This window comes from Antrihabitans auranticaus, from assembly GCF_016481275.1.
Classification (GTDB): domain Bacteria; phylum Actinomycetota; class Actinomycetes; order Mycobacteriales; family Mycobacteriaceae; genus Antrihabitans.
Map to the genome: position 1 here is coordinate 1,244,063 of NZ_JAEMNW010000001.1, position 26,051 is coordinate 1,270,113.

Consider the following 26,051-nt stretch of genomic DNA (forward strand, 5'->3'; position numbering starts at 1 on the left):
TATCAGAGCGGGGTGACGTATGCCCCAGCGATCCCGCCGTCGACCAGGAACTGCGCTGCCGTCACGAACGACGAGTCGTCACTTGCGAGAAATGCCACCGCACCCGCGATCTCTTCGGGCTCGGCGAAGCGCCCCAGCGGTATGTGAACCAGCCGGCGCGCCGCACGCTCCGGGTCCTTGGCAAACAGTTCTTGGAGTAGCGGTGTGTTCACCGGCCCGGGACACAGCGCGTTGACCCGAATCCCTTCACGCGCGAACTGAACTCCCAATTCTCGGGTCATCGCCAACACGCCACCTTTGGATGCCGTGTAGGAGATTTGTGACGTCGCGGCACCCATTACCGCGACGAACGACGCGGTGTTGATGATCGACCCTTTGCCCTGGCGTTGCATGTGCGGAATCGCATACTTGCAGCAGAGGTAGACCGACGTCAGGTTCACCTCTTGCACGCGGCGCCAGGCGTCGAGGCCCGTCGTGAGAATCGAATCGTCCTCCGGCGGCGAAATTCCGGCGTTGTTGAACGCGATGTCGACCGAACCGAGCTTCTCTGCCGTCCCGTCGAACAGTGCGGCAACGGCTTCGGGATCGGTCACGTCGAGCTGCACGAACTCGCCGCCGACCTCCTCGGCTGCCGCCGCTCCTGCTGTCGAATCGATGTCGGCGACGACCACGCGGGCACCTTCGGACGCGAACCGCCTGACGGTCGCCAGGCCGATGCCGCTACCACCACCGGTGACGACCGCGACCCGATCCTGTAAGCGCTGCACCATGTTTCGTGTTCTCCTATGTGGTAGCGATGAAGACGTTCTTGACTTCGGTGAAGGCCAGTGCGCCATCGGGGCCGAGCTCCCGGCCAAGGCCAGACTGTTTGAATCCGCCGAACGGCGTCCAGTAGCGCACCGACGAATGCGAATTCACCGACAGGTTCCCGGCTTCGAGCGCGCGCGACACCCGCAAGGCACGGCCGAGGTCGTTGGTCCACAACGAACCCGACAACCCGTAATCGGTGTCGTTCGCGATCCGCACGGCGTCGCGCTCGTCCTCGAACGGCACAACGGTCACCACGGGCCCGAAGACTTCCTCGGCGACCACCCTGTCCGTCGGCGAAGATGGCAGCACAACCGTTGGGGGAAACCAGAATCCGGGACCGGCGGGCGCGTTGCCGCGGAACGCCACGCGCGTACTCGGTTCGATGTAGCCCGCAACAGTCGACCTGTGCGATGCAGAGATCAACGGCCCCATCTCGGTCGTGTCGTCAGCCGGGTCCCCGACGACAACACCCTGGACGGCCGGTTCGAGCAGCTCCATGAACCTATCGAAGACACTGCGCTGCACAAGAATTCGGGAGCGCGCACAACAATCCTGGCCGGCGTTGTCGAAAACACCGTAGGGCGCCGTCGCCGCAGCCTTTTCGATATCGGCGTCGGCGAAAACGACGTTCGCGTTCTTTCCGCCGAGTTCGAGGGTGACCCGCTTGATCTGTGCCGCACACCCGGCCATGATCTGCCGCCCGACCTCCGTGGATCCGGTGAAGACGACCTTGCGGACGGCGGGATGCGTCACGAACCGCTGCCCGACAACCGAACCCTTTCCCGGCAGGACCTGGAAGACATCTGCCGGAATACCTGCCTGCAGGGCAAGTTCGCCGAGCCTGATCGCGGTCAGCGGGGTGAGTTCCGCCGGTTTGAGGACGACGGTGTTTCCCGCAGCCAGCGCAGGCGCAAACCCCCAGGCGGCGATGGGCATCGGGAAGTTCCACGGGACGATGATGCCGACCACGCCGAGCGGCTCGTTGAACGTGACATCGATGCCGCCCGCCACCGGAATCTGCTTGCCCAGCAAACGCTCCGGTGCTGCCGCGTAGTACTCCAGCAGGTCGCGGACGTTGCCCGCTTCCCAGCGCGCATTGCCGATCGTGTGACCGGAATTGGCGACCTCGAGACGCGCGAGATTCTCGAGATCGGCGTCGACAGCGTCGGCAAACTTGCGCAACAGGCGGGCACGATCACCGGGCGCGACCTCGCGCCAAGCGGCGAGCGCAATGTGTGCCCGTTCGATCGCAGCGTCGACGGCCGCGAGGTCCGTGGCCTGGACGCTCGCGACGACTTCTTCGGTCGCCGGGTTGATCAGGTCCGTCACTGCTCCCCCATTCGTTCCTGCGCCGCGGCGACGAGCGCCGCGAACAGCCGCTTGTCGGTCGCATCCTCCTCCGGATGCCATTGCACGCCAAGCAGGTACGGTCCGGTGTCGTCGATGGGCTCGACGGCCTCGATGACACCGTTCGCCGACCATGCCGTCGCACGCAGACCCGCGCCTATCTCGGCGACCGCCTGGTGGTGGTGGCAGCGGACTTCGATCTCGGTGCCTACGATCGCTCGCACCGCACTGTCCGCGAGGGTGTTGACGATCTGCGTGCCGAACATACCCGGTGTCGGCAGGTGTTCGTCGTGACCGAGCTCGTCTGGTAGATGCTGCACGAGCGTTCCGCCGTACACGACGTTCAGCAATTGCAGCCCACGGCACACCGCAAATACCGGAAGACGCTCCGCCTTTGCCTCGGCGAGCAGTCCGACTTCGAACGCGTCCCGCTCTGGCCGGGTGTTGCGAGTGCGCGGATGGGCTTGCTGCCCGTACCGTGCCGGGTCGACGTCGGCACCACCGGACAGCACCAAACCGTCTATCCGCGAAGCGATCTCGGCCTGGCCGGTGCCGACCTGCGGTAGCAGGACCGGGATTCCGCCCGCGCGTTCGACAGCGTCGAGATACACCCGCGGCAGGATTGCGCTGTGGGTGTTCCACGGTCCGTAGCGGGCATCTTCGAGGTACGTGGTGACACCGATCAGGGGTCGACGATCAGAGCCGTTCGAAGCCACGTTTGCGCTCCCAGTCGGTAACGGCACTCTCGAACGCAGCCAGCTCGACGTGCGCGGCGTTCACGTAGTGGTCGACCACCTCGTCCCCGAACGCGTCGCGCGCAATTGTACTGCGCGCGAACAGGTCCGCGGCCTCGCGCAGAGTTGTGGGCACGCGCTCCTTGTCCGATTCGTAGGCGTTGCCTGCGAACGGAGCTTCCAGCGCCAACTCGTTCTCGATGCCGTGCAGCCCGGCCGCAATCAGCGCGGCAACCGCGATGTACGGGTTGACATCTCCGCCGGGCAGCCGGTTTTCGGGACGAAGCGATTCGCCGTGGCCGACCACACGCAGCGAGCAGGTGCGGTTGTCCAACCCCCACGCCACTGCCGTCGGGGCGAAGCTGCCCGCCGCGAAACGCTTGTAGGAGTTGATGTTCGGCGCCAGCAGATAGGTGAACTCGCGCAAGCACGCGAGCTGCCCCGCGACAAAGTGCTCCATCAGTGCCGAGAAGCCGTTGGGGCGGTCCCCCGCGAGCACCGCGGCACCATCAGTCGAACGCAGACTGATGTGAATGTGACACGAATTTCCCTCACGCTCATCATATTTCGCCATGAACGACAGGCTCTTGCCCTCCTGCGCGGCGATCTCTTTCGCACCGTTCTTGTAGATGACGTGGTTGTCGCAGGTGATCAGCGCTTCGTCGTAGCGAAAGGCGATCTCGTGCTGTCCGAGGTTGCACTCGCCTTTCGCAGATTCGACATACAACCCGGCACCGGCCATTTCGTTCCGGATCCGGCGGAGCACGGGTTCGACCCGTGCAGTACCGAGCAACGAATAGTCCACGTTGTACTGATTCGAGGGCCGCATATTCGTGTAGCCACTCGACCACGCATTCTCGAAGGAGTCGTCGAAGAGGAGGAACTCGAGCTCGGTGCCGACGAACGCCCGCAAGCCGCGTTCGTCCAGTCGATCGAGTTGGGCACGCAGCACTTGCCGAGGCGACGGCGCGACCGGCCCGCCGCCGTCGACCCGCCCGACGTCGCAGATCACCAGGACGGTCCCCGGTTGCCAGGGCACCGAACGCAGCGTCGACATGTCCGGAGCGAGCACGAAGTCGCCGTAGCCGTGCTCCCAGGACGACATCGTGTACCCGCCGACCGTGTTCATGTCGACATCGACGGCGAGGAGGTAGTTGCACGCCTCGGTGCCGTGGCGAACCACTTCGTCGAGAAAGTATTTTGCGGCGCAACGCTTTCCCTGCAGACGACCTTGCATATCGGTCATCGCCACGAGCACGGTGTCTACGACACCTGCCGCGACCTTGGCTTCGAGTTCGTGCAGGCTCAGCATTCCCTCACGCATACCTGCAGCGTAGCCACCCGTGCGCGGTTAGGGAGTCTATAGACTCGCTAAGTGCGCACAAGGGCGAAGCCCCTACCCTCATTCCAGGCGTACCTCGTCGGGCGACTTGTCGTCGCGCAGCCCACGCCAGGCCGGGTGCCGCAGGCGATTGGTCCCGGTCCACTCCCCGAAACGGACCTCGCCGACCAGCCTCGGCGTGACCCAGACGGCGTCTTTGCGTTCGGAAGCGGGCAATTCCTCGTTGAACGGGCTGGTCTTTCGTTCGAGCGGACGCAGTTTCGCGCCGATGTCGTCGAGCATCCGCTCGGTGAAACCCGTACCCACCCGGCCGACGTAGCGCAGGCCGTCCTCGTCCGGGATACCGACGAGTAGCGATCCGATGTTGCCGGACCGCCCGCCCTGGCCACGCCGCCAGCCGCCGATCACCACTTCCTGCGTCTTCCAGTTCTTGACCTTGACCCATGCCGCGCTGCGTTTACCGGGGACGTAGACGGCGTCCTTGCGTTTGGCGACGATGCCCTCCCAGCCCTCTTTCTCGCTGTGTTCCAGCGCTTCGGCACCGCTGCCTTCCAACAGCGGCGGGACGACAAGTGACGGCGCCGTCGCGGCCAACGCTTCGAGCACCCGGCGCCGGTCGGAGTACTTCTTCCGCAGCAGCGACGTGCCGTCCAGGTACAGCAGATCGAATGCCAGAAACTCCGCGTCCTTGCCACCGACCTGCAGCAACCCGAAATTCGGGACACCTTTCGTGTCGTACACGACGACCTCGCCGTCGAGGACGACTTCGTGGTCCGCCAGTTCGGCGGCGATCTCGGCGAGGCCCGGATAACGGTCGGTCACCGTATTGCCGGCCCGACTGCGAAGTTTCATCTCCCCGTACGCGATTTCAGCGATGAGCCGGTACCCGTCCCATTTCGCTTCGAAGACCCACTCGTCGGCGCTCAGGCCCTCGACCGAGCCGCTCGTTGCCAGCATCGGCGCCAGATCCCGTGGCAACTCGGACTGTCTACGTTCCGCGGCAGGCGGTGCCTGTTCCTTCATCCTGTGCAGCAACCATTGATTGCCGTTCGTCTGGATGAACGCGTAGCGCCCTTCGACCCGTTCGCCGTGGAACCTGAAGATGACCTCGTTGTCGCGCCACTTCTCGGTTTCGTAGGTTCCGGTGTCCCAGATCGTCATCTCCCCGCCGCCGTACTCGCCCTTCGGGATCGAGCCGTGGAACGTGAGGTACTCGAGCGGGTGGTCCTCGGTGTGCACCGCCAGCCTGTTGTCCGAGGCGGTCATCGGAACACCCTTCGGCACCGCCCAGGAGACCAGCACGCCGTCCCGTTCGAGCCGCACGTCCCAGTGCAAACGCCGCGCGTGATGCTCCTGGATGACGAAGAGATCGTTGTCACCCGTCTTCGGTCGTTGCTGCGGAACCGGCTCCGGCGTCTTCTTCGGGTCGCGCATGCTCCGGTACTTCTCGAGCGAATCCGCACCGGGGTCGAGGCCCGCGAGGAGGTCGCCGTCAGCTTCGTAGCGCCGCAGTACTTCGTCGAACCGCAAGTGCTGCAACGAGTCCACGTCCTCGATCTCCGCCCAGGTACGCGGCGCCGCGGCCATCGGCTGGTCTCTTCCGCGCATCGAGTACGGCGCAATCGTCGTCTTCGCTGGATTGTTCTGACTCCAGTCGAGAAATACCTTTCCGGTGCGAGCAGACTTCGCCATCGTCGCGGTGACAAGCTTCGGATACAGCTTCGCAAGGTTGCTGGCAACTTGCTTCGCGACGGTAGACGCGCCGCCGGGACTGAGTTTGCGATCCAGTGGAACGTAGACGTGGATGCCCTTGCTGCCGCTGGTGACGGGGAAGGCAGACATCCCGATCTCGGCAACCATGTCCCGCACCGCGAGCGCAACCTCGGCACACTCGGGAAGACCGACGCCGTCGCCGGGGTCGAGGTCGAACACCAGACGCGTCGCCGGACCCATCTGACTACCGTCGAAACGCCATTGCGGCACATGGACTTCCAGCGACGCCTGCTGACCGAGCCACGCAAGGCCGACAACCGAATCGATCACCGGATACTCGATCGTCCGATCCTTGTGGGTGATCCCCTTGCGCTCCAACCACACCGGAGCGTGTTTTGCGAGATTCTTTTCGAAAAACGGAGTCTCGTTCACCCCGTTCGGCCACCGCTTCCGTGTGACGGGCCGGCCTTCCATGTGCGGCAGCATTGCCGGGGCGATCGCCGTGTAGTAATCGATCACCTCGCCCTTGGTGGTTTCGGTACCCGGGTACAGCACCTTGTCCAGGTTCGACAGCTCCAGCCGCTGACCGTCGATGGTGCGCGTTGGCATAGCTGAAACCTTGCCGCACGTGGTCGGTACGGGCAAGATTGCGGCGTGCATACCCACGCGGCGGCCCTCGCCCGCCCACTCGTCGTCGCAGCTGCCGCCGCGCTGCTGCTCGCTGCCTGCTCGGGCTCCGACAACGCCTCGGAGTCCACCACCAGCGCGACAACCAAGGCGGGTCCTGCGATGACCCTGATCCCACCGACGACCGCCGTGAACGAGTGTGGGCCGGGCAGTGGTGTCACCGTCGAGGACGGTGTGCTGACGATCGCGACCGACTCCCCCGCATACGAGCCCTGGTTCGTCGGCAACGACCCGTCCAACGGCAAGGGCTTCGAAGGCGCAGTCGCCCGCAACGTCGCCGAGAAACTCGGCTACACACCCGAGAACACGCAGTTCGTCGCGGTGCCGTTCGAGGAGGCACTCGCACCCGGTGAGAAGCCCTTCGATTTCGACATCAACCAGGTGACCATCCTGGGTGACCGCCGAGAAGCAGTCGACTTCTCGGCGGAGTACTACGCGGTCGCGCAGTCGATTGTCGCAATGGCGGGCACACCGGCGGCCGCGGCCGAGAATCTCGACGACCTGAGCGCGTTCCGGCTGGGGGCGCAACGCGGTTCGACGAGCCTCGCCGCGATCGTCGAGACGATCAGGCCGACGACGCCCGCTTTCGAGTTCGCGACGACCGACGACGCGAAGGCAGCGTTGGAGGACGGCCGCATCGACGCTCTGGTGGTCGACATTCCGACCGGCTTCCAGATTTCGAACAGCCAGATCGAAGGCAGCGTTCTCGTCGGACAGTTCCCGCGGCCGAACGACGTCACCGAATTCTTCGGTCTCGTCCTCGAGAAGGGCAGTCCCATGACGCCGTGTGTATCGGCGGCGGTGAGCTCGCTGTACCAGGAGGGCGTGCTCGATCGACTGGCCGACGAATGGCTGGCACAAACGGCCGGGGCCAAGGTTCTCGAGTGATCGCGTCTCGAGTGATCAGCGGCCGGCGGTCCGGGCCTGCAGCACGTCGACGATGACGTTCGGAATGTCGGCCACGTTGGTCGTCGTGTAGGACTTGCCACCCGTTGCCGCCGAGATCTGCTCGAGCACACGGGCGTCTGCGTCCTGGGTGATACCGATCGTCACGATGATCACCGGCCGCGCCGGGTCCTGCTCGTTTTTCAACGTGTCCAGCAGCGTCTGCAGCGAGATGCTGTTCGAGTCCTCGTTGGCGCCGTCGGTCGCGAGAACCACACTGTTGACGTACTTCGGGTCGTAGTTCTTCTGCGCCTCACGGAAAGCGGCGAGAGTTGTGTCGTAGAGACCCGTTCCACCGCCGACGATGGCGGTCAGGCCGCGTGCCTCCTCCAGGAGGACCTGCTTCTGCAGCTTGCCATCGACGTTCTCGCCCAGTTGCCGCGTCGGAACGATCGCGCGCCAATCCTGCCCGGGCCCGCCCTTGTCGATCGAGAATGCCCACAAACCGATCTGGGCGTTGTCGGGAAACCGCATCAGTCCCGCTTCCATCGCTTGAATCATCAGCGACATTCGCGTGCCGGTACCCGCGGCAATATTCATTGATCCCGAAACATCCAGCACAGCAAGGAATTTCGACGGCAAGGCCAGAACCGCGTACTGGCGCAGCAGATTTGCCATCGCCTCGGTGTCGGTGAGGTTCAGCGGCACGACCTGTTCGTCGCCCAAACCGCGGTCACCGCTCAATGGAGACATGTTCGGAAGGCGAAAACCTGCTTCCGACAACGCCCTACGGCCGGCGTCACCCTCCAGCGCTTCCGCGAGCTTGATGCCGGCGTCCTTCGCGTCGGAATGGTTGCCGCCGGACGGCTCGGTCACCGCGATCGGATAGTTCAGCACGAAAGTTCCGGTGAGGGGAACAGATGCCTGAAGGTTCGCGCTCGCGTTCTGGGCGTTGTACTCGACGAGTTGCTGCTCCGTGGAAATCGCAAGACCCCCGTCGCGCACAACCTCGCCGAGCCGTTCGTCCGCACTCTTGCGTTGCGGGTTCGCCTGCTGCGCTTGCGCAATCGGCACGACCGCGGCCGTCACCGCGTTCCTGTCGACCTTGCCCTGCTCGGCCTCGGCCAGCGCGGCGACGATCGGTGCATCGGCGACCGTATCGGTGAGCGGATCGCCGATCCGGATGCCACCGGGACTGTTCAGGACCTCCAGCCAGTTGTTGAACAACGGCGCATCGTCTTTCCGCGTCGCGATGACGTCTGGAGTCGTCGCCACCGATTGACTTGCGACGTCCAGCAGCGTTCCGGTCAGTTTCGCCGCTCGTACAGTCCACAGCGAGGAGTCGGGGATCCACAGGGCGGGCGCACCTTCGGGACTGGTGAGCGTTGCCGCAACCTCGGCGGAGGGCTTGGCCTCGACAGTCAGCTTCGCGCAGCCGAGGTCTTCAGCGGACGTGTCGTCAGCGATCTTCGTGATTACCGGCGCTATCGTGGCATCGGCAGCAACGGAGAACTCGTCCACGCTGTCACACCCGCTGCCGCCACCGAACTTGGTGAAAGCGAAGATCCCCAGGCCGATCAGCACGATCGCAACAACTGCGAGGGCGGCCCACTTGAACACGCGGGGCTGACGATGCTGTCGCCTGACTTCGATCGGAACGCTGTGACGGCCTGGCATTGTTGACCTCTTTGTCGTGGTCTACGCGCCCTGCCGAAGGCGCGCGCTCGGTTTGCTCGGCAGATACTACCGTGGCACGTAAGCCGTCGGCGCGCATCGAGCAGCACCGGTCGAGGATCACACCGGCCGTTTGACAGCCACCGTGCGATACGCGTCGTCGACGATATCGGCGATGTCGTCCCAGTTCTGTTCGACGTCGAGGTAGACACCGATCCACCCACGGCCGCCCACGTACGGCGGCACGAAGAACCGCGCCGGATCACGTGCGACCCAGTCCTGCTGTGCCCCAGCCGGAGCGGCCGCCCAGAATGCGACGCGATCGTCATGGTGGTGATCGGCCATCGTCAAGAATTGCGGTGACTTCCGCACGAACCAGGCCGGCTCGCCATGACTGATCCGCTCTGTCGCGTTCGGCTGACTCAGGCAGAGTGCGCGCAATCGCTCCAGAGGCAAACGTGCAGCGGCGCTGGGCCGCTCGATGGGATCGCTCATCGGCTCGCACCTGCGCAGGTGTCCGGGGCGGGAAGGCCGGCAAATCGGTCGGCGATCCACGCGACCGCCTCAGGAATCGACGCCGACGTCGCATGGCCGTCGTTCGGTCGCTCGTTCAGCGCAATAACGTCACCGAGGTCGCACGCGCGCGCGACCGCACCGATCGTCCAATCCGCCAGGATGACGGGGTCGTTCTCCCCGACAACGACCAGCATCGGCCCAGCCGCCTGCTGCTTCGGCAACGCGATGTCGGTCAACCAGGCATGCATGCGCTCAGCAGCCGCGGCATCGACCGGACGGCTGTCTTCGGGCTTCAGGCGCAACGCCACAGCGAGTTTGTTGTCGGCCTTCGGTCCGGTACACGCGAGCAGTGTGTCCTTCTCGGCGGCCAACGTTCCGTGCATATAGTCGTCGGGATTCAGTTCCGGATGCAGCACCTGCAACCCAGCGATCAGGGCCGGCAGAAAGACCTGCTGCGGAACCTTCAGATCGGCTGCACCGTCCTCCTCGATCACGGCCGAGAGGTCCACTGCGGGTGAAAGATTGGCGGAACCGAGGAAGTCGAGGCCATCGCCGTATTGCCCCGCGTACTCGGCTGCCGCCCATGACGCCTGGCCACCCTGCGAAGCTCCGAGCGCGACCCAGCGCGCCGAGGCGTCGCCGGCGATCAGCCTTGCCGCGCGTACGGCGTCGATCATGTTGTAGGCGGCCGACTTCGGCTCCAGGTACGGATGCGGGCCCGGCGTCCCGAGACCCGCCAGATCGCTCATCACGACGACGTAGCCGCGCTCCAGCAAGGGCGTAACCAATCGATCGTTGCCCAGGAGGTCGGGCGAGGTCGACGGCGCGCAATCATCGTCGACGCCCGTCGTGCCGTGACCGACCGTCACGACCGGCCAGCCGCCGGCGGGTGCGGATCCGGCCGGGACGAACACTGTTCCTGACACTTCCGTACCGCTGCCGTCGACGCCGGAGGTCGAGCGGTACCGGACGACGGTCCGACGGCTGCCGTCCGATTCGGTCGACGTCTGCTGCTGGTCGACGACTGCGCCACGCTCGGCCCCGAGCGGCGCGGGCGGTCCGGCGCTGGTCGCTGGTGGTGTCGAATCCTCCGAGGTGCCGCAAGCAACGAGGGCGAGCGCACACAGCAGGGCCGTGGCGATCCGCTTCGCTGCGTTGTTCAGCTTCCTTGCGCTATTCGGCTTCACTGCGTTGTTCGGCTTCACTGCGTTGTTCAGCTTCACTGCGGCAGTTCCACCGCGCAGGTGCCACCCTTCCCCGGCAGCCGGTACCGGTTGGCAGCCACCCACCGGTAAACCGCGTCCTGGACCCACCGGATCCCTGGAATTTTGTAGATGTACAACGGAATTCGCGTTCCGAGCGCGGCGCCGAAAACGAGATTGACGGCACCGGCGCCGCCGTAGCGTGTGCCGTGCGAATCGGTGGCCCAGACCTGCTCCAACGCCTGGTCGAGAGTGAGACCGAAACGCTCCGGGGCACCTTTCTCCTGCAACGCGGTCATGTTCACGCGCCCGCGCCGATCGATGCGAGCGAGAAAATTGGCCGACTTGACGCAGAAGCCGCAATCCCGGTCGTACAGCAGTTCGGCGACTGCGTCGCGATTACGTACGTCCGGCATTGCGGCTCCTTGTGTCGATGGTTACTGCTGCGGCGGGATGGCCTTCTTCGCGGCCGCCTTGCCCTTCTCGATCTTGTCCGAGTACTTACCCTTGGTCTTCTGGTCGATAAAGCCGCCGGCCTTGTCGACAGCACCGGTGATCTTGTCGGAATTCTTGGCCGCTGCGGCCTTACCCTTGTCTACTGCGTCTTTCAGTTTGTCGCTCAAACCCATGGTGTCTCCTCGTTGTAGAACGTGTGCGGCGGAACTTCGGTTCGCTGCGGACGTGCGGACTTACAGAGCCTTCTTGGCCGCGTCCTGTGCCTTGTCGACCTTGTCGGCGTACTTTCCACCCGTCTTCGAGTCGATTGCGTCGCCCGCCTTGTCGATCACACCGTCGACCTTGTCCGGATTCTTCGCGGCGAAGTCCTTCGCCTTGTCAGCGAGACCCTTGATCGAATCGAATGCTCCCACTTGCATCTCCTAGAATTCGTGGCCGCTGTAATTCGTGACCCTCGGTAAGGCCCGCCATCATGTGGCAACCCCGACTCCAACACTAGTGAAGTACGACCCGGAGGGTAGGAAAAAAATCGTTGTGATCGACCTCACCGCCAACGGCGCGCGGACCTATCGGCACAATAGGGACGATCAAGGAAGACGGGTGACAGCGCAATGACGAAGGTGCTCCTCACGGGCGGTACCGGCACGCTGGGCCGTGCTGTGCACCGAACCCTGCGTGAGGACGGTGCGAGTGTCCGTGTGATGAGCAGGCAACCCAAGCCCGCGGACGTTCCCGATTCGGAGTGGGCTACCGCTGACCTGCGCAGCAACGTCGGCGTCGACGCCGCGGTCGATGGTGTCGACGTGATCGTGCACTGCGCGACCGGGTACCGGCAGGCCAATATGGGCCGCGCCGACGTCGAGGTCACCAAGAACTTGATCGCCGCAGCCAGGCGATCCGGGACCCCGCACCTCGTCAATATTTCCATCGTCGGAATCGACGACATCCCGCTCTTCTTCTACCGCGCAAAGCATGAGATCGAAGATCTCGTCGCGGCCGCCGAACTCCCCTGGACGACGCTGCGCGCAACCCAGTTCCACGACCTCGTGCTGTCCATGTTCACCGCGCAACGATTCGCTCCCGTCCTGCTCACCCCCGCTTTTTCATTTCAGACGATCGACGTCCGCGATGTCGCGCTGCGCCTCAGCGAACTCGCCCTGCAGCCGGCCGCGGGTCGAGTCCCAGATATCGGCGGACCCGTAGTGCAAACCGCCGAAGAAATGGGCCGCAGCTATCTCGCGGCATTCGGGCGCCACCGCCGGGTCCTGTCGATCTCGGCGCCGGGGAAAACGTTCGCCGGCTATCGCGAAGGGCACAACCTCACCCCGAACAAGGTCGGCACCATCACCTTCGAGGAATTCCTCGCGGAGCGGACAGCGGGGCGCTAGCCGCTCGGGTTCGTTTCAGCCCGGCGTGCTGCTCAACCCTTCCCACCAGGATTGCTGCGCGGTCGGGCGTAGGACGTCGACGCGCTGGCCTGGCTGCGGCACGAATACGGCAGTGCGCGCCTGCTGGGCCGCGGCGACCAACCGCTCGACCGGTTCGCCCCACGGGTGGAACGCCAAGTTGAACGTCGCCCAATGGATCGGCACCAAAGTGCCGTTCGTCGGGTCGCCACGGTTGAGGTCGGCGTGGGCTTGCACAGCCTCCTCCGGATTCATGTGAATCTCACGCCAGAAATCGTTGTAGGCACCGATCGGCAGGATGGTGAGGTCGAACGGTCCGTGCGCAGTCCCGATCTCGCCGTAGCACTTGCCGTATCCGCTGTCGCCACCGAAAAAGACACGGCGCGTGGGCCCTTGGAGGGTCCACGACGACCACAGCGTCGTATTCCGGACCAGTCCGCGGCCGGAGAAGTGCCGCGCCTCGGTGCAGGTGATCGTCAAATCACCGACGGCTGTGCTTACACCCCAGTCGAGTTCGACGATCCGATCTTCCGGAACGTTCCAATGCCGAAGGTGCGCACCGATTCCCAGCGGAACGACGAACGGGGCAGTCTGATTCTGCAGCAACGACTCAACGGTCGGCAGATCGAGGTGATCGTAGTGATCGTGCGAGATGACGATCGCGTCGACTTTCGGAATATCTTCCAGCGCAACAGGAACCGGATGCATCCGCGCCGGCCCGACCCGCGTAGACGGCGAAACCCGTTCGCCCCACACCGGATCCGCGAGAACGCGGAACCCATCGATCTCGACCAGCACCGATGCGTGCCCGTACCACGTCAGGGCAAGCTCGGCCGCGTCCGCCGGAGCCAGCGGCGTCGACAGCGGTACCGCACCGATCGGGCGACCGATCTTGCCGCGCGTCAGCATCCCCTTCACGAGCGGCGTCGGATCCCCGCCCGTCGTGATCTGATCACTCGGTTCCGTGTTCTGGAACTGACCGTTCCGGAAGTTCGACGAACCGGCCACGTACGCCTTGATCGCGTCTGTCGACGCCCCGATGGCGTTGGGAATCTCCCCCACCGCACGAACAACCCAGGTGAGACCGACCAACCCGAGAGCGGACGCGGCAGCGCTTTTGACGTTCACACCCTCACAGTAACTATTTGCCCTTCGCTTCGCTCTGGGCTTGGCTCGCGGGCCTGCCACTCGCGGTATCGGCCATGTTCGCCAGCCGAACAGGCTCTCAGCCGAACCAACCGCGAGTAATCACTCCCACAAGCGCCTGGTCGCGCCAGAATCCCCGACCTACCGCCCGGCGAACTTGGCGGGGCGCTTTTCCTTGTGGGCCAGCCGACCCTCTTTGGCGTCGTCGCTGAGCCAGGCCTTGTAGAGGGCCGCACGCTGTTCCGGGGATTCGGTGTCCTGGGTGCCGTCGTCGTTGAAAACCAACTTGAGGTGCTGCAACGTCAGCGGGGCGAGGGCTGCGATCTTGTGGGCCCACGCCTGCGCGTCGGCAACGGTGCCGATCTTGTTCGCCAACCCGTGGGTGAGGGCTTCCGGTGCGTGGAGGGACTCGAGTCCGAGCAGCATCGTCCGCGCCGGACCCGACCCGACCAGCGACGACAGGCGGTGCACCGTCCAGCGGTCGACCGTGATTCCGAGTTTCGCGGCGGGCACTCCGAAGAACGCCCCCGGCGCGACAACCCGCAGATCCGAGGCGATCGCCAGCTGTGTACCCGCACCGAGCGCGGCACCGTTCACCGCGGCGATCACAGGAACCGGCACTGAGTCGACGGTGTGCAGCATCTCGAGCAATTTCCCGGTGAAGTCGTCGGAATAGACCTCCGAAAGGTCCGCTCCCGCACAGAACACGGTGCCGCGACCGGTGAGCACAATCGCTCGCGCGTCGTCGTTGGCCGCTTTCTCGACGGCCTCACGCAGTGCCTCGCACAGTTCGCCGTTCAGCGCGTTCCGTCGTTCCTCGCGCTGCAATTCGATTGTGACGACATCCCCGTCGCGACTGATTCCGATCATGTGCGCTTACCCCTCGCTATCGCTCGACCCTGCTCGAAAGCAACCTACCAATCGGTACCGGAATGTTCATCCGCATCCCATGGGGGTCTAATTGCCGGGTGACGCAGGTCGAGGTTTTGGTCATCGGCGCAGGCCAGGCTGGTCTGTCAGCGGGATATCATCTGCGCCGGCTCGGCCTGGTGGCCGGCACCGACTTCCTCGTCGTCGACCACGCAGCCGGTCCCGGCGGTGCGTGGCAATTCCGTTGGCCCTCACTGACACTCACGACGGTAAACGGCGTGAGCGACCTGCCCGGCATGGCGTTCAGCGAAACGCTGGCGCCTCACTCGGAAGAAGTTCAGGCCTCGGTTGCCGTACCGAACTACTACCGCCGGTACGAGGAGCGATTCGACCTTCGAGTCCGACGGCCGACCACCGTCACGGTCGTCTGCGATCGTGGTGACCACGATGGCGCGCTCACCGCGGAAACCGATCGCGGCGAGATCGCCGCAAAAGGTCTCATCAACGCGACCGGCACCTGGGAGCACCCGTTCATCCCGCATTACCGGGGCGCTGAAACATTCCTGGGTCGCCAGCTGCACACCAAGGACTACGGCTCCGCCGCGGAATTCACGGGCAAGCACGTCATTGTCGTGGGCGGCGGCATCTCCGCGGTCCAGCTTCTCGACGAAGTTTCGCTCGTCACCACGACCACGTGGGTAACTCGATCCGAACCGGTATTTCGCGATGAGCCATTCACACCCGATATCGGCAGGAAAGCAGTCGCCATGGTCGAGGACCGTGTTCGACGTGGTCTGCCGCCCGGCTCGGTGGTGTCGGTGACCGGATTACCCGTCACCGACCGGATCCGCGCGGCACAGCAGCGCGGCGTGCTGAACCGGCTGCCGATGTTCGAGACGATCACCCCCGACGGTGTCCGCTGGGCCGACGGCACCGAAATGCAGGCCGACGTCATTCTGTGGTGCACCGGCTTCCGCAGCGCACTGGACCACCTCGCACCGCTACGGCTTCGCGGGCCCGGCGGAGGGATCACCATGGCAGGGCGGCTCGCGACCCAGGTTGCGACAGACCCCCGCGTCCACTTGCTCGGCTACGGACCTTCGGCCAGCACTATCGGCGCGAACCGAGCCGGCCGAGCCGCGACACAGGAACTCCTGCACACACTGCGGGCATGACTCCCCGTGTCAGTTGCCGAACTCGGCGGGATCCGGGCCCGTGCGATGCCCCTCGTCGAGCCCGCTGATTGCGTGCACCTGCTCAGGGCTCAGCTCGAAACCGAGCACGTCGAAGTTGGACTTGATCCGCTCCGGCGTGACCGACTTCGGAATCACGATGTTGCCTAGCTGCAAGTGCCACCGAATGATCACCTGAGCAGGAGTTTTCCCGAGCTCGTTCGCAATGTCGCCGATCGTCTTGTTGCCCAGCGCCTGACCGCTGCCGAGTGGGCTCCACGCTTCGGTCGCGATGCCGTGCTGCGTGTCGAACATCCGCAGCGCTTCCTGCGTGAGCAGCGGATGGAGTTCGATTTGATTGACAGCGGGCACCTCGCCGACGGCGTCGATCAGCGTCTCGAGTGTGGCCTCGGTGAAGTTGGAGACGCCGATCGAACGAACCCGACCGTCTGCCTTCAGCTTCTGAAATGCCTTGAATGTGTCGATGTAGAGACCTTGACCCGCGCACTGCCAGTGGATCAGGTAGAGATCGAGATATTCGAGTCCCAGGCGCTCCATGCTCGCGTCGAACGCGCGCAGTGTTGCGTCGTAGCCCTGGTCGTCGTTCCACAACTTCGTGGTCACGTAGACCTCCTCGCGCGGCAGACCGGAGTCGGCTATCGCCTTACCCGTGCCGCGCTCGTTGCCGTAGATCGCGGCTGTGTCGATGCTCCGGTAACCGGCGTCGAGCGCGATCCCGACCGCCGCATAGCTCTCGTCGTCGGGCACCTGCCAGACACCGAAGCCGAGTGCTGGGATGACGTTGCCGTCGTTCAACACGATCGTCGGTACGGAACTCGTCTCGCTCTTGAAGGTCATGACCTCCACCGTGCCACGTCACGCCGACAACTTCGAGAACCGCTGGCAATAGGCTTGACCGGTGTCCGCCACTCTTCATGTCTCCGCGCTGTCCGCCGCTCACGGCGAACGGACCTTGTTCGCCGACCTCGACCTCATAGTCGCCCCCGGCGACGTCATCGGGCTGGTCGGTGCGAACGGCGCGGGAAAGTCGACGCTGTTGAAGATCCTCGCCGGGCGTGACAACCATGCCGATGTCGAAGGCACGCTCACGCTCGCACCACCGGATGCGACGGTCGGCTACCTCGCGCAGGAGCCGGAGGGAATTCCCGGCGAGACGGTCCACGCCTATCTTGCGCGGCGGACCGGAGTAACTGCGGCGGAGCACGAAATGAACTCTGCCGCAGATGCTCTCGGCACAGACCCCACCGTCGACCGCTACACTCCCGCCCTCGAACATTGGCTCGCACTCGGCGGCGCCGATATCGAGGAGCGGGCAGAGAAGATCGTCGCGGATCTCGGTCTTACCGTTGCGCTCGATGCCGAACTCGCCACTTTGTCGGGCGGGCAGGCGGCACGTGCCGGTCTCGCGGCAATCTTGTTGGCGCGCTACGACATTCTGCTACTCGACGAACCTACCAACGACCTCGACCTCGCCGGTCTCGAACAGCTCGAACGGTTCGTGGACGGCGCGCAGAATGCTCTTGTCATCGTCAGCCATGACCGCGAGTTCCTGGCCCGCAGCGTCAATCGCATCGTCGAACTGGACCTCGCGCAGCAGCAGATCGGAATCTACGACGGCGGCTACGACGCGTACCTCGCCGAGCGTGCCGTCAAACGGCAACACGCTCGCGATGCGTTCGAAGACTACGCGGACACCAAGTCGGACCTGGAAGAACGCGCTCGTATGCAACGCAATTGGATGGAGAACGGCGTCCGCAACGCCCGCCGCAAGTCGAAGGACAACGACAAGATCGGCCGCAACTTCCGCGTCGAATCGACCGAGAAGCAGGCCGCCAAAGCGCGCCAGACGCAGCGTCGGATCGAGCGACTGGACGTCGTCGAGGAGCCGCGCAAAGAGTGGGAACTGCGTATGGAGATCGCCGCGGCGCCGCGGAGCGGATCGATCGTTGCCGCTCTGAACGGTGCGGTGGTCCGCTTCCCCGGCTTCACTTTCGGTCCGGTCACGACCCAGATCGATTGGGGCGACAGAATTCTCGTGACCGGACCGAACGGGTCGGGCAAGTCCACGTTGCTGAGCCTATTACTCGGAAAGCGATCGCCCGACGGCGGCGCGGCAATGCAGGGCTCGGGCGTCGCCATCGGTGAAATAGACCAGGCGCGAAGGCTGTTCGAAGGATCCGGCGCACTGGTCGACGAATTCTCTGCTGCAGTCCCCGACCTCACCCCTGCCGACGTTCGCACACTGCTCGCGAAGTTCGGCCTGCGTGGGCACCATGTCATGCGTCCGGCGCACTCGCTGTCACCCGGCGAACGCACACGGGCTGCGCTGGCACTCCTGCAGGCGCGGGGTGTGAACCTCCTCGTCCTCGACGAGCCCACGAACCACCTCGACCTGCCGGCGATCGAACAGCTGGAATCCGCCATGGAGAACTTCGCCGGAACACTGCTGCTCGTCACGCATGACCGGCGCATGCTCGACACTGTCCGGAGCAATCGACGGTGGCGGATGACTGACGGGCAATTGCAAGAGACCATTTGAACTGGTTGACATATCGTTGTGTTTTTGCAACAATTAGTTGCATGAGTCCGGTGAGACGAGGGGAGACTCTCCCCATCCACAATCGCATCGGGGTGCTGCGCGCGGAACGCAGAATGACACGCGCGACGCTTGCCGAAGCGATCGACGTCAACCCCCAGACCGTAGGCGCACTCGAGCGGGGCGATCACTACCCCAGCCTCGATCTGGCATTGCGGATCTGCGAGGTCTTCGGCCTGCCGGTCGAGGCCGTGTTCTCGCGATCCGAATTCGCCCCGCTCTCCACCGAGTTGTACGGGCGAATCGAACAACACGACAAGGGAGGCGAATCGCGATGACCGGGTCAACCCAGCCCAGCCTGATCACTCGCTATCAGACGAGGCGTACCCGCCGCTTCCTCGCCGACGAGCAACGCTGGTCGACGTGGTTCCCCGCCTGGCGAACACAGTCGCGTCGCAGAATTCTCGTTGTCTCTTTGGGCGTCGTGTTCGCGCTCATGTTCGCGGTCGGCGTCCTCTGCCATTTCGGCGTCGCTCGCGCACCGCTGCTGTGGTTCCCGGTCTGCCTGCTCTTCTTCCCGGCGTGGATCATGCTGCAGGTCGTCTCCGGGCGCCAGGCCGATGCGCCGGCGAGCACATTGGACGAGTGGGAGGTCGAGCAACGGGACAGCGCTCGCTCCATCGGGCTAGCGGTGACGCAGAACCTTGGCCTGATTGCCGTGTTCTACCTGCTGTTCGGCGCGGTCTTCGCACCGGACGGCAACGCCGACTGGCACTACGCGGGCGCCATCTTCACCCTCGTCGCCCTGATGGTCGGCGGCTGCACGCCCGCCATGATCCTTGGCTGGACGCGCCCGGACGCCGAGCCTGAAGACCAATAGTTCTGCGCGGAAAGGACATTCGATATGCCGACGATCGCACAAGATCTGCTGTTGCTGTTGCTCGATGACGAATCCGGTAAGCAGATCACGGACAGCACCAAGCTTCCCCGCGCGCTTGCCGGGGCCGTGGTTCTCGAACTCGCGCTGGCCGAGGCGGTCCGCGTCAGCGAGAAGAACGAGGAGACCAAGGCTGGCCGGCTCGTCACCGTTCGGGGCGCGGACCTGCTCACCGACCCACTCATCACGGCCGCGTACGAGACAATTCGCAGGTCGAAGCCGATGAAGCCGCAGCGCGTGATCGAGAAGCTGCAGCGCGGTCTGCGCGAGAAGGTCCTCGCCCAACTGGAGAAGCAGGGCTCGATTCGACAGCAACGCACCAAGGTGCTCGGACTGTTTCCCACGACGAAGTGGCCGGCGCGCGACACCCGCCGAAAGCAGGCGGTTCGCCTCGAACTCGAACGGGCGCTCATCCACAACGCGACACCGAGCCCACACAACGCGGCACTCATCTCTCTCCTGTCCGCGATCGACGGCGTCCACAAAGTGTTTCCGGACGCCGATCGGAAGGCGATCAAGAAGCGCGCCACAGAGATTGCGGAAGGCGAATGGGCGGGCACGGCGGTCCGGAAAGCGGTCGAAGCCGTGAACACGACCGTGCTGGCAGCCGTGCTGGTGTCCGTCACAGCCGGCGCAACGGCGAGCGGTTAGGCACGGCCTAGGTTGCGATAGCGCGCCGACCGAACCGAATAGCGCTGCGCAGCAGTGATATCGGTCAGACCGCGCAGCTCGGTCGCAATCGCCGCGACCATGCGGACCGCGAAATCTGCGGGTTCCAGTGCGGCATCAGGCAATTCGGGCACGATGACGTCGACGATGCCGTCGCGTCGCAGATCTATGGACCGAACACCTTGGGCCGCAGCAATTTCAGCGGCATGATCGGTGTCGCGGTACACGATCGCACTGGCACCCTCCGGCGGCAGGGGAGCCAACCACGCGTGCTGCGCCGCGACGACGCGGTCCGCCGGTAGCAACGCCAACGCACCACCACCGCTGCCCTGCCCGAGCAGCACCGAGATGGTTGGGGTGTCGAGAGTCACCAAATCCGCTATGCAGCGGGCTATTTCCGGTGCCAGACCACGCTCCTCGGCTTCCTTCGACAGCGACGCTCCGAGAGTGTCGATGACGAGCACCAGCGGTATGCGCAACTCTTCGGCCAAGCGCATCGCGCGCCGCGCCTCGCGCAGCGCCGCGGGCCCCATTGCGCGGTCGACCGACTGACCCTCACGGTCGTGACCGAACAGCACACACGGCATCCCGCGAAACCTCGCCAACGAGTGCAGGACCGTGCGGTCCGCCTCGCCTTGTCCGGTCCCGCTCAGCGGGACTCGCTCGGTGGCGTGGCGCAGCAACTCGCGAATTCCGGGCCGGTCGGGTTTTCGCGACAGCGTCACCGATTCCCAGGCCGGGACATCGGGCAGCGGGACCGCAGGCTCTGGCGGCACCGCGGCCCAGCGGGTCTCCCCCGTCATCACACAGAGCGCGCGATGGATGATGTTGCGCAACCGCACGACCGGCACCACGCCGTCGATCACGCCGTTTCGGTACAGGTTCTCGGCGGTCTGCACACCTGCCGGGAATTCCTCGCCGTAGAGCGCCGCGTACACGCGCGGACCGAGGAACCCGATCAACGCGCCGGGCTCGGCGACAGTTACGTGCCCGAGCGACCCCCAGGATGCGAAGACACCGCCCATCGTCGGATTCCGCAGGTAGACCAGATACGGCAGGTGCGCGGCCTTGTGCGCCGCGACCGCTGCCGCGATCTTCACCATCTGCACGAAGGCGAGTGTGCCCTCCTGCATTCGCGTGCCACCCGATGTCGGCGACGCGAGCAGAGGCAACCCTTCGGCCGTCGCGCGGGCGATGGCGGTGACGATCCGCTCGGCCGCAGCCACACCGATCGAACCGGCGAGGAAACCGAACTCGCACGCGATCACGGCGACCGGCCTGCCGCGCACCTGTCCCGCACCGGTCAGCACCGATTCGTCCTCGCCGCTGCGCGCTGCCGCGGCAGCGAGGTCGGCCCGGTATTTGTCCCCGGGCCGCACGTCCACGAGCGGACCGTCCCAACTCTGGAAAGTTCCCTGGTCGACGACGTGACCGATGAGGTCACGGGCGGAAATTCGGTTCGCTGAAGGGCGCACCCGATGAGCGTATCCACTCCTCGCACTATGGTGAGCAGGGCCACATTCGACGCCACCGAGGAGCACGAAATGCCGGACGCAGGCGCGTATGCGCTCGCCTATCAGCGCAGCGTGGACGATCCCGAGAGCTTCTGGCTCGACGCAGCGGACGCGATCGACTGGGACATCGCGCCGACCCGCGCGGTCGACAATTCTGCCGCGCCCATCTACCGATGGTTTCCCGATGCGGCCCTGAACACCTGCGCCAACGCGCTCGACCGCCATGTCGCGGCGGGCAACGGGGACCGCGCAGCGTTGATCTACGACTCGGCAATGCTCGGACTGCAGCGCACCTACACCTACGGCGAGTTGCTCGACGAGGTCGCTCGATTCGCGGGAGCCCTTGTGGCCCAGGGCGTCTCCAAGGGCGACCGCGTCATCGTGTACCTCCCGATGATCCCCGAAGCAGCGATCGCGATGCTGGCCTGCGCCCGCATCGGTGCCGTCCACTCGGTGGTCTTCGGCGGCTTCGCCGCGAAGGAACTCGCACTCCGCATCACCGACGCCGAGCCAGCGCTCGTTGTCACCGCAACCGGAGGCCTCGAACCAGGCAGGACTATCGAATACCTGCCGATCATCGAGAAGGCACTGGCACTTGCGCAGGCGACCTGCCCCGTCATCGTCAAACAGCGCGCGGAGATCCCCGGCGACCTCGGCAGCTACCTCGACTGGGACGCGGTCGCCGGCAGCGCGAGTCCCGCCGACCCCGTCAGCGTCGCGGCCACCGACCCGTTGTACGTCCTGTACACGTCGGGCACGACGGGTAAACCGAAGGGCGTGGTCCGTGACAACGGCGGCCACGCGGTCGCACTCGCGTGGTCCATGCGCAACGTCTACGACGTCGGTGCGGGCCAGGTGATGTGGGCGGCATCCGACGTCGGCTGGGTCGTCGGCCACTCCTACATCGTGTACGCGCCGTTGCTGGTCGGCGCAACGACCGTGCTCTACGAAGGCAAGCCGGTCGGTACTCCGGATGCCGGCGCGTTCTGGCGCGTGGTCCAGGACCACCGTGTGCGTGCACTCTTCACCGCGCCGACCGCCCTACGGGCCATTCGCAAGGTCGACCCGCAAGCCGAAGAGCTTGCCAAATACGATGTTTCGTCGCTGGTGACGTTGTTCGTCGCAGGCGAACGACTCGATCCCAACACCTATGAATGGGCGAGCGCCGTGCTCGGGCTCCCCGTCGTCGATCACTGGTGGCAGACCGAGACGGGCTGGCCGATCTGCGCCAATCTCCGCGGCCTCGAACATATGCCGATCAAGGCCGGCTCGCCGACCGTCCCCGTCCCCGGCTATCGACTGGAGGTCCTCGACTCCACCGGCGCCACCGTAGAACCGGGCGTGGAAGGCAATATCGTTCTCGCACTGCCACTTCCGCCCGGTACGCTCGCCGGCCTGTGGCGCGACGAGGACCGGTACGTCCGGTCCTACCTCTCGACTTTCGACGGCTACTACCTGACCGGTGACTCCGGATACGTCGACGACGACGGCTACGTCTTCATCCTCGGTCGCAGCGACGACGTCATCAACGTTGCGGGGCACCGGCTTTCGACGGGCGGCATGGAAGCTGTGCTTGCCGGACATCCTGCTGTCGCCGAATGCGCCGTCATCGGCATCCACGACGAGCTGAAAGGTCAACGGCCGAGTGGCTACGTCGTACTGAAGGCCGGCGCCGACATCTCTGACGAGCAGTTGACAGCCGACCTGATCTCTCGGGTTCGTGACGAGATCGGTGCGGTGGCAGCGTTCAGAGATGTCACGGTAGTGGCGGCGCTGCCCAAGACACGGTCGGGCAAGATCCTGCGAAAGACGATGCGCCAGATCGTCGGCGGCGAGCAGTACGCGGTACCGTCGACCATCGAGGACGAGTCGGTCCTTACCGTGTTGGCAGAGAAGATCGGCCCGCAATAGGCATCCACAGAGTCTTCTCATAGTGCACACAACGGCATCCCACGAACCGGTCCTACGTTCGAGGCATGAAGTCACCACGCAAGACGCTCGTTCGATCGAGCCTCACCGCGGCGGCCCTTGCGCTCGCCGGTACCGCACTCGTCGTGACGCCCGCAACCGCGGCGGCCGACCCGGCATCCCCCGCCGGACCACTGCTGGAGACAACCTGTTCGTTCGAACAGATCGATGCCGCCATGCACGTCACGACACCCCAACTCGCCCAACGCCTGGACGAGAACCCCGAACGCAAGGCGCAGGTCGAAGCATTCTTCGAATTGCCTGTAGCAGAGCGGCAGGGCGCCCTCGAACAGTTCCTCGCGGCGCATCAACGTCTGCAGGAGCGCCGCGAGGAACTGCGCAACAGCCCGCGGGCCGACGAGTTCCAGGCGAAGGCCCAAGAGATTGCGGACACCTGCCACAATTACTGACCTGTCGAGTGGAGCGCATATGAAGAGCCAGGCGAGCGTCTTGGTTGTCGACGACGATCAGGACGTACTCGCATCGGTAGAGCGCGGGCTCCGCCTCTCTGGCTTCACAGTGCTGACCGCGCGCGACGGCGCCTCCGCCCTGCGCAGCGTGACCGCCAACTCGCCTGATGCCATCGTGCTCGACATGAACATGCCGGTGCTCGACGGCGCCGGCGTCGTGACAGCCCTGCGCGCGATGGGTAACGATGTTCCCATTTGCGTTCTCAGCGCTCGCAGTTCGGTGGACGACCGTATTGCGGGCCTCGAGTCCGGCGCCGACGACTACCTGATAAAGCCGTTCGTGCTCGCCGAGCTCGTGGCGCGGATTCGCGCGTTGCTGCGCCGGAAGGCCGATCCGGCACCGGCTCCCACCGACACCAGCGGAATCACCGTCGGTCCGCTGGAGGTCGATCTGCCGGGGCATCGCGCGCTCCTGGCCGGCATGCCGGTGGACCTCACCAAGCGAGAATTCGAACTGCTGTCGGTGCTCGCCCGCAACACCGGGGTCGTCCTGAGCCGGGAGCGCCTGCTGGAACTCGTCTGGGGCTACGACTTCGTTGCCGACACCAACGTCGTCGACGTGTTCATCGGTTACCTGCGCAGAAAGTTCGAAGTCGACGGCCATCCGCGGGTGCTGCACACGATCCGCGGCGTGGGCTTCGTTCTGCGAGCACCCAGATGATTCGCACGCACTCCCTGCGCGCGCGAGTCGCTGCCGCGGCGGCACTCGGTGCGACGATCATCGCCATCGGTTTGGGGTTGCTCGTCGCTCAGGTCATCGAGCGCAACAACCTGCAGGAAATCGACCGGCGGTTGGAGACCGCATCGCGGCTGGTCCTGCTCAACGCGGACATCGCGGTGCAGATCTGGTCGCGCTTCGGCCCGAAGGACGACATCGCGCTGACGGTGCGGAACGGTGACGACGTGCGCGGCAGCACGATCGTCGAACTCCCCGAGCTCCCCGACGGCTCGCGCACGGTCGACGTCGACGGCACCCTGTACCGGGTGTTCACGACGACACTGGAAAACCGTGGTGGTCAAACGGTTTCACTCGGCCTGCCCGCTGCAGAAGCGACGGAGACGACGCAACGGCAACAGCGCTGGGTCGTCGTCGCCGGCTTTCTGACCATCGCGGCGGCCGCAAGCCTCGGCTGGCTGTTCGGCGGTCTGGCTGTCCGTCCGATCGCCGAACTCACCCGCCGCGTCAACGCGCGACCTCCCGAACCGATGCCCAAGGTCACCGGAGTGCGCGAAGCCGCGGAATTGGCCCACGCGATCGACGGCATGCTGACCCGGGTGGCAGATGCGCAAGCCGAGACGTCTGCCGCGTTGACGACAGCCCGCGATTTTGCTGCGGCGTCTGCGCACGAACTGCGTACACCCCTCACCGCCATGCGAACCGACATCGAAGTACTGCGAACCCTGGATCTAGACGACGACCAGCGAGTCGAGATTCTGGGTGACCTGCAGCGCGCGCAGGGCCGCGTCGAGGCGACCCTGTCCGCGCTCGAACGGCTCGCCTCGGGCGAACTCGCTTCCGATCGCGACTACATCGACACCGACATCGTCGAACTCTGCGACCTCGCAGCCCACGACGCACACCGGCACTTCCCGCAGGTGACCGTCCGAGTCGACGCCGATCAATCATTGATCACGCGCGGGTTGCCGGCGGGGCTGCGACTGGCCCTCGACAACGCGCTCAGCAACGCCGTTCGGCACGGCGGCGCGACCCAGGTGATCATCTCGGCGCAGCGTTCGGAGGACAACACAATCAAGGTCGCAGTCGACGACAACGGCGCCGGCATCCCGGAAAGCGAACACGAGGCGGTGTTCGACCGCTTCTACCGCGGCAGCACCGCGACCATGTCAGGCTCGGGCCTCGGCCTTGCCCTCGTCGCCCAGCAAGCCCAATTACACGGCGGCAGAACATTTTTCGAGACGAGCACGCTCGGTGGAGCCCGGTTGGTCATCGAGCTCGCCGACGAGTCCGGCTAGGC

Annotated in this window: 26 protein-coding genes; 11 read left to right on the forward strand and 15 right to left on the reverse strand. The window is 65.1% G+C overall.

Annotated features, from left to right (window positions below):
* Nucleotides 1-2: 2 nt before the first annotated feature.
* The 5 genes from JGU72_RS05730 to JGU72_RS05750 all read right to left on the reverse strand — a co-directional run bounded on the left by JGU72_RS05730 (nt 3) and on the right by JGU72_RS05750 (nt 6,555).
* Nucleotides 3-770, reverse strand: coding sequence for a 3-oxoacyl-ACP reductase (locus tag JGU72_RS05730; protein WP_199682726.1), 768 nt, complete (start codon nt 768-770; stop codon nt 3-5).
* Nucleotides 771-783: 13 nt separating this feature from the next.
* Nucleotides 784-2,139, reverse strand: coding sequence for an aldehyde dehydrogenase family protein (locus JGU72_RS05735; RefSeq protein ID WP_307828308.1), 1,356 nt, complete (start codon nt 2,137-2,139; stop codon nt 784-786).
* A complete protein-coding gene (locus JGU72_RS05740) occupies nt 2,136-2,873 on the reverse strand; it encodes a gamma-glutamyl-gamma-aminobutyrate hydrolase family protein (RefSeq protein ID WP_199682728.1) in 738 nt (245 codons plus the stop codon). The genes JGU72_RS05735 and JGU72_RS05740 overlap by 4 nt, the downstream gene beginning before the upstream one ends.
* The gene (locus tag JGU72_RS05745) at nt 2,854-4,215 is read right to left on the reverse strand and encodes a glutamine synthetase family protein (protein WP_233531127.1); all 1,362 of its coding nucleotides are present in this window, start codon (nt 4,213-4,215) and stop codon (nt 2,854-2,856) included. The genes JGU72_RS05740 and JGU72_RS05745 overlap by 20 nt, the downstream gene beginning before the upstream one ends.
* 78 nt (nt 4,216-4,293) lie before the next feature.
* Entirely contained in the window at nt 4,294-6,555 is a 2,262-nt protein-coding gene (locus tag JGU72_RS05750) for an ATP-dependent DNA ligase (RefSeq protein ID WP_233531132.1), read from the reverse strand.
* Between the two features lie 45 nt (nt 6,556-6,600).
* Here JGU72_RS05750 and JGU72_RS05755 point away from each other — a divergent pair, with 45 nt between their 5' ends.
* Nucleotides 6,601-7,521, forward strand: a complete 921-nt coding sequence (locus JGU72_RS05755; protein ID WP_307828309.1) for an ABC transporter substrate-binding protein — start codon at nt 6,601-6,603, stop codon at nt 7,519-7,521.
* Between the two features lie 15 nt (nt 7,522-7,536).
* Here JGU72_RS05755 and JGU72_RS05760 read toward each other — a convergent pair whose 3' ends face one another.
* The 6 genes from JGU72_RS05760 to JGU72_RS05785 form a co-directional block, all read right to left on the reverse strand.
* Nucleotides 7,537-9,195 (reverse strand): substrate-binding domain-containing protein, encoded by a 1,659-nt coding sequence (locus JGU72_RS05760; RefSeq protein WP_199682729.1) that lies wholly within the window; start codon nt 9,193-9,195, stop codon nt 7,537-7,539.
* Between the two features lie 117 nt (nt 9,196-9,312).
* Complete coding sequence (locus JGU72_RS05765; protein ID WP_199682730.1) at nt 9,313-9,687, reverse strand: MmcQ/YjbR family DNA-binding protein; 375 nt, start codon at nt 9,685-9,687, stop codon at nt 9,313-9,315.
* On the reverse strand, nt 9,684-10,871 hold the full coding sequence (locus tag JGU72_RS05770) for a lipase family protein (protein WP_199683234.1): 1,188 nt from the start codon (nt 10,869-10,871) through the stop codon (nt 9,684-9,686). Before JGU72_RS05770 ends, JGU72_RS05765 begins: the two co-directional genes overlap by 4 nt.
* Nucleotides 10,872-10,927: 56 nt before the next feature.
* On the reverse strand, nt 10,928-11,326 hold the full coding sequence (locus JGU72_RS05775; protein WP_199682731.1) for a thiol-disulfide oxidoreductase DCC family protein: 399 nt from the start codon (nt 11,324-11,326) through the stop codon (nt 10,928-10,930).
* Between the two features lie 21 nt (nt 11,327-11,347).
* On the reverse strand, nt 11,348-11,539 hold the full coding sequence (locus tag JGU72_RS05780; RefSeq protein ID WP_199682732.1) for an antitoxin: 192 nt from the start codon (nt 11,537-11,539) through the stop codon (nt 11,348-11,350).
* Nucleotides 11,540-11,599: 60 nt separating this feature from the next.
* On the reverse strand, nt 11,600-11,785 hold the full coding sequence (locus JGU72_RS05785; protein ID WP_233531134.1) for an antitoxin: 186 nt from the start codon (nt 11,783-11,785) through the stop codon (nt 11,600-11,602).
* Between the two features lie 192 nt (nt 11,786-11,977).
* Between JGU72_RS05785 and JGU72_RS05790 the strand changes: the two genes are divergently transcribed.
* Nucleotides 11,978-12,754, forward strand: coding sequence for an SDR family oxidoreductase (locus JGU72_RS05790; RefSeq protein WP_199682734.1), 777 nt, complete (start codon nt 11,978-11,980; stop codon nt 12,752-12,754).
* A gap of 15 nt (nt 12,755-12,769) precedes the next feature.
* Here the strand turns inward: JGU72_RS05790 and JGU72_RS05795 are convergent, their stop codons facing one another.
* Together JGU72_RS05795 and JGU72_RS05800 are read right to left on the reverse strand one after the other, a co-directional pair.
* A complete protein-coding gene (locus JGU72_RS05795) occupies nt 12,770-13,900 on the reverse strand; it encodes an MBL fold metallo-hydrolase (protein WP_307828310.1) in 1,131 nt (376 codons plus the stop codon).
* Nucleotides 13,901-14,059: 159 nt separating this feature from the next.
* Nucleotides 14,060-14,788: an enoyl-CoA hydratase gene (locus JGU72_RS05800; RefSeq protein ID WP_199682735.1), complete on the reverse strand. Its 729-nt coding sequence runs from the start codon at nt 14,786-14,788 to the stop codon at nt 14,060-14,062.
* 98 nt (nt 14,789-14,886) lie between these two features.
* Here JGU72_RS05800 and JGU72_RS05805 point away from each other — a divergent pair, with 98 nt between their 5' ends.
* A complete protein-coding gene (locus JGU72_RS05805) occupies nt 14,887-15,963 on the forward strand; it encodes an NAD(P)-binding domain-containing protein (RefSeq protein WP_307828311.1) in 1,077 nt (358 codons plus the stop codon).
* 9 nt (nt 15,964-15,972) lie between these two features.
* On the opposite strand, the gene JGU72_RS05810 is transcribed toward JGU72_RS05805, so the two are convergent.
* On the reverse strand, nt 15,973-16,818 hold the full coding sequence (locus tag JGU72_RS05810) for an aldo/keto reductase (protein ID WP_199682737.1): 846 nt from the start codon (nt 16,816-16,818) through the stop codon (nt 15,973-15,975).
* A gap of 61 nt (nt 16,819-16,879) precedes the next feature.
* Here JGU72_RS05810 and JGU72_RS05815 point away from each other — a divergent pair, with 61 nt between their 5' ends.
* Genes JGU72_RS05815 through JGU72_RS05830 form a run of 4 tightly spaced genes read left to right on the forward strand, consistent with a single transcriptional unit; the run spans nt 16,880 to nt 20,105 of the window.
* Nucleotides 16,880-18,520 (forward strand): ABC-F family ATP-binding cassette domain-containing protein, encoded by a 1,641-nt coding sequence (locus tag JGU72_RS05815; protein ID WP_199682738.1) that lies wholly within the window; start codon nt 16,880-16,882, stop codon nt 18,518-18,520.
* Nucleotides 18,521-18,561: 41 nt separating this feature from the next.
* Nucleotides 18,562-18,855 (forward strand): helix-turn-helix transcriptional regulator, encoded by a 294-nt coding sequence (locus JGU72_RS05820; RefSeq protein ID WP_199682739.1) that lies wholly within the window; start codon nt 18,562-18,564, stop codon nt 18,853-18,855.
* Nucleotides 18,852-19,397, forward strand: a complete 546-nt coding sequence (locus JGU72_RS05825) for a hypothetical protein (protein WP_199682740.1) — start codon at nt 18,852-18,854, stop codon at nt 19,395-19,397. The genes JGU72_RS05820 and JGU72_RS05825 overlap by 4 nt, the downstream gene beginning before the upstream one ends.
* Nucleotides 19,398-19,421: 24 nt before the next feature.
* Complete coding sequence (locus tag JGU72_RS05830) at nt 19,422-20,105, forward strand: GOLPH3/VPS74 family protein (RefSeq protein ID WP_199682741.1); 684 nt, start codon at nt 19,422-19,424, stop codon at nt 20,103-20,105.
* Here JGU72_RS05830 and JGU72_RS05835 read toward each other — a convergent pair.
* The gene (locus tag JGU72_RS05835) at nt 20,102-21,598 is read right to left on the reverse strand and encodes a carboxyl transferase domain-containing protein (protein ID WP_199682742.1); all 1,497 of its coding nucleotides are present in this window, start codon (nt 21,596-21,598) and stop codon (nt 20,102-20,104) included. The genes JGU72_RS05830 and JGU72_RS05835 overlap by 4 nt on opposite strands.
* Nucleotides 21,599-21,667: 69 nt before the next feature.
* Between JGU72_RS05835 and JGU72_RS05840 the strand changes: the two genes are divergently transcribed.
* The 4 genes from JGU72_RS05840 to JGU72_RS05855 all read left to right on the forward strand — a co-directional run bounded on the left by JGU72_RS05840 (nt 21,668) and on the right by JGU72_RS05855 (nt 26,049).
* Entirely contained in the window at nt 21,668-23,548 is a 1,881-nt protein-coding gene (locus JGU72_RS05840; RefSeq protein ID WP_199682743.1) for a propionyl-CoA synthetase, read from the forward strand.
* Between the two features lie 65 nt (nt 23,549-23,613).
* Nucleotides 23,614-24,015 (forward strand): hemophore-related protein, encoded by a 402-nt coding sequence (locus tag JGU72_RS05845; protein ID WP_199682744.1) that lies wholly within the window; start codon nt 23,614-23,616, stop codon nt 24,013-24,015.
* A 19-nt stretch (nt 24,016-24,034) separates the two neighbouring features.
* Nucleotides 24,035-24,736 (forward strand): response regulator transcription factor, encoded by a 702-nt coding sequence (locus tag JGU72_RS05850; protein ID WP_199682745.1) that lies wholly within the window; start codon nt 24,035-24,037, stop codon nt 24,734-24,736.
* Nucleotides 24,733-26,049, forward strand: coding sequence for a sensor histidine kinase (locus JGU72_RS05855; RefSeq protein WP_199682746.1), 1,317 nt, complete (start codon nt 24,733-24,735; stop codon nt 26,047-26,049). The genes JGU72_RS05850 and JGU72_RS05855 overlap by 4 nt, the downstream gene beginning before the upstream one ends.
* Nucleotides 26,050-26,051: the final 2 nt, after the last annotated feature.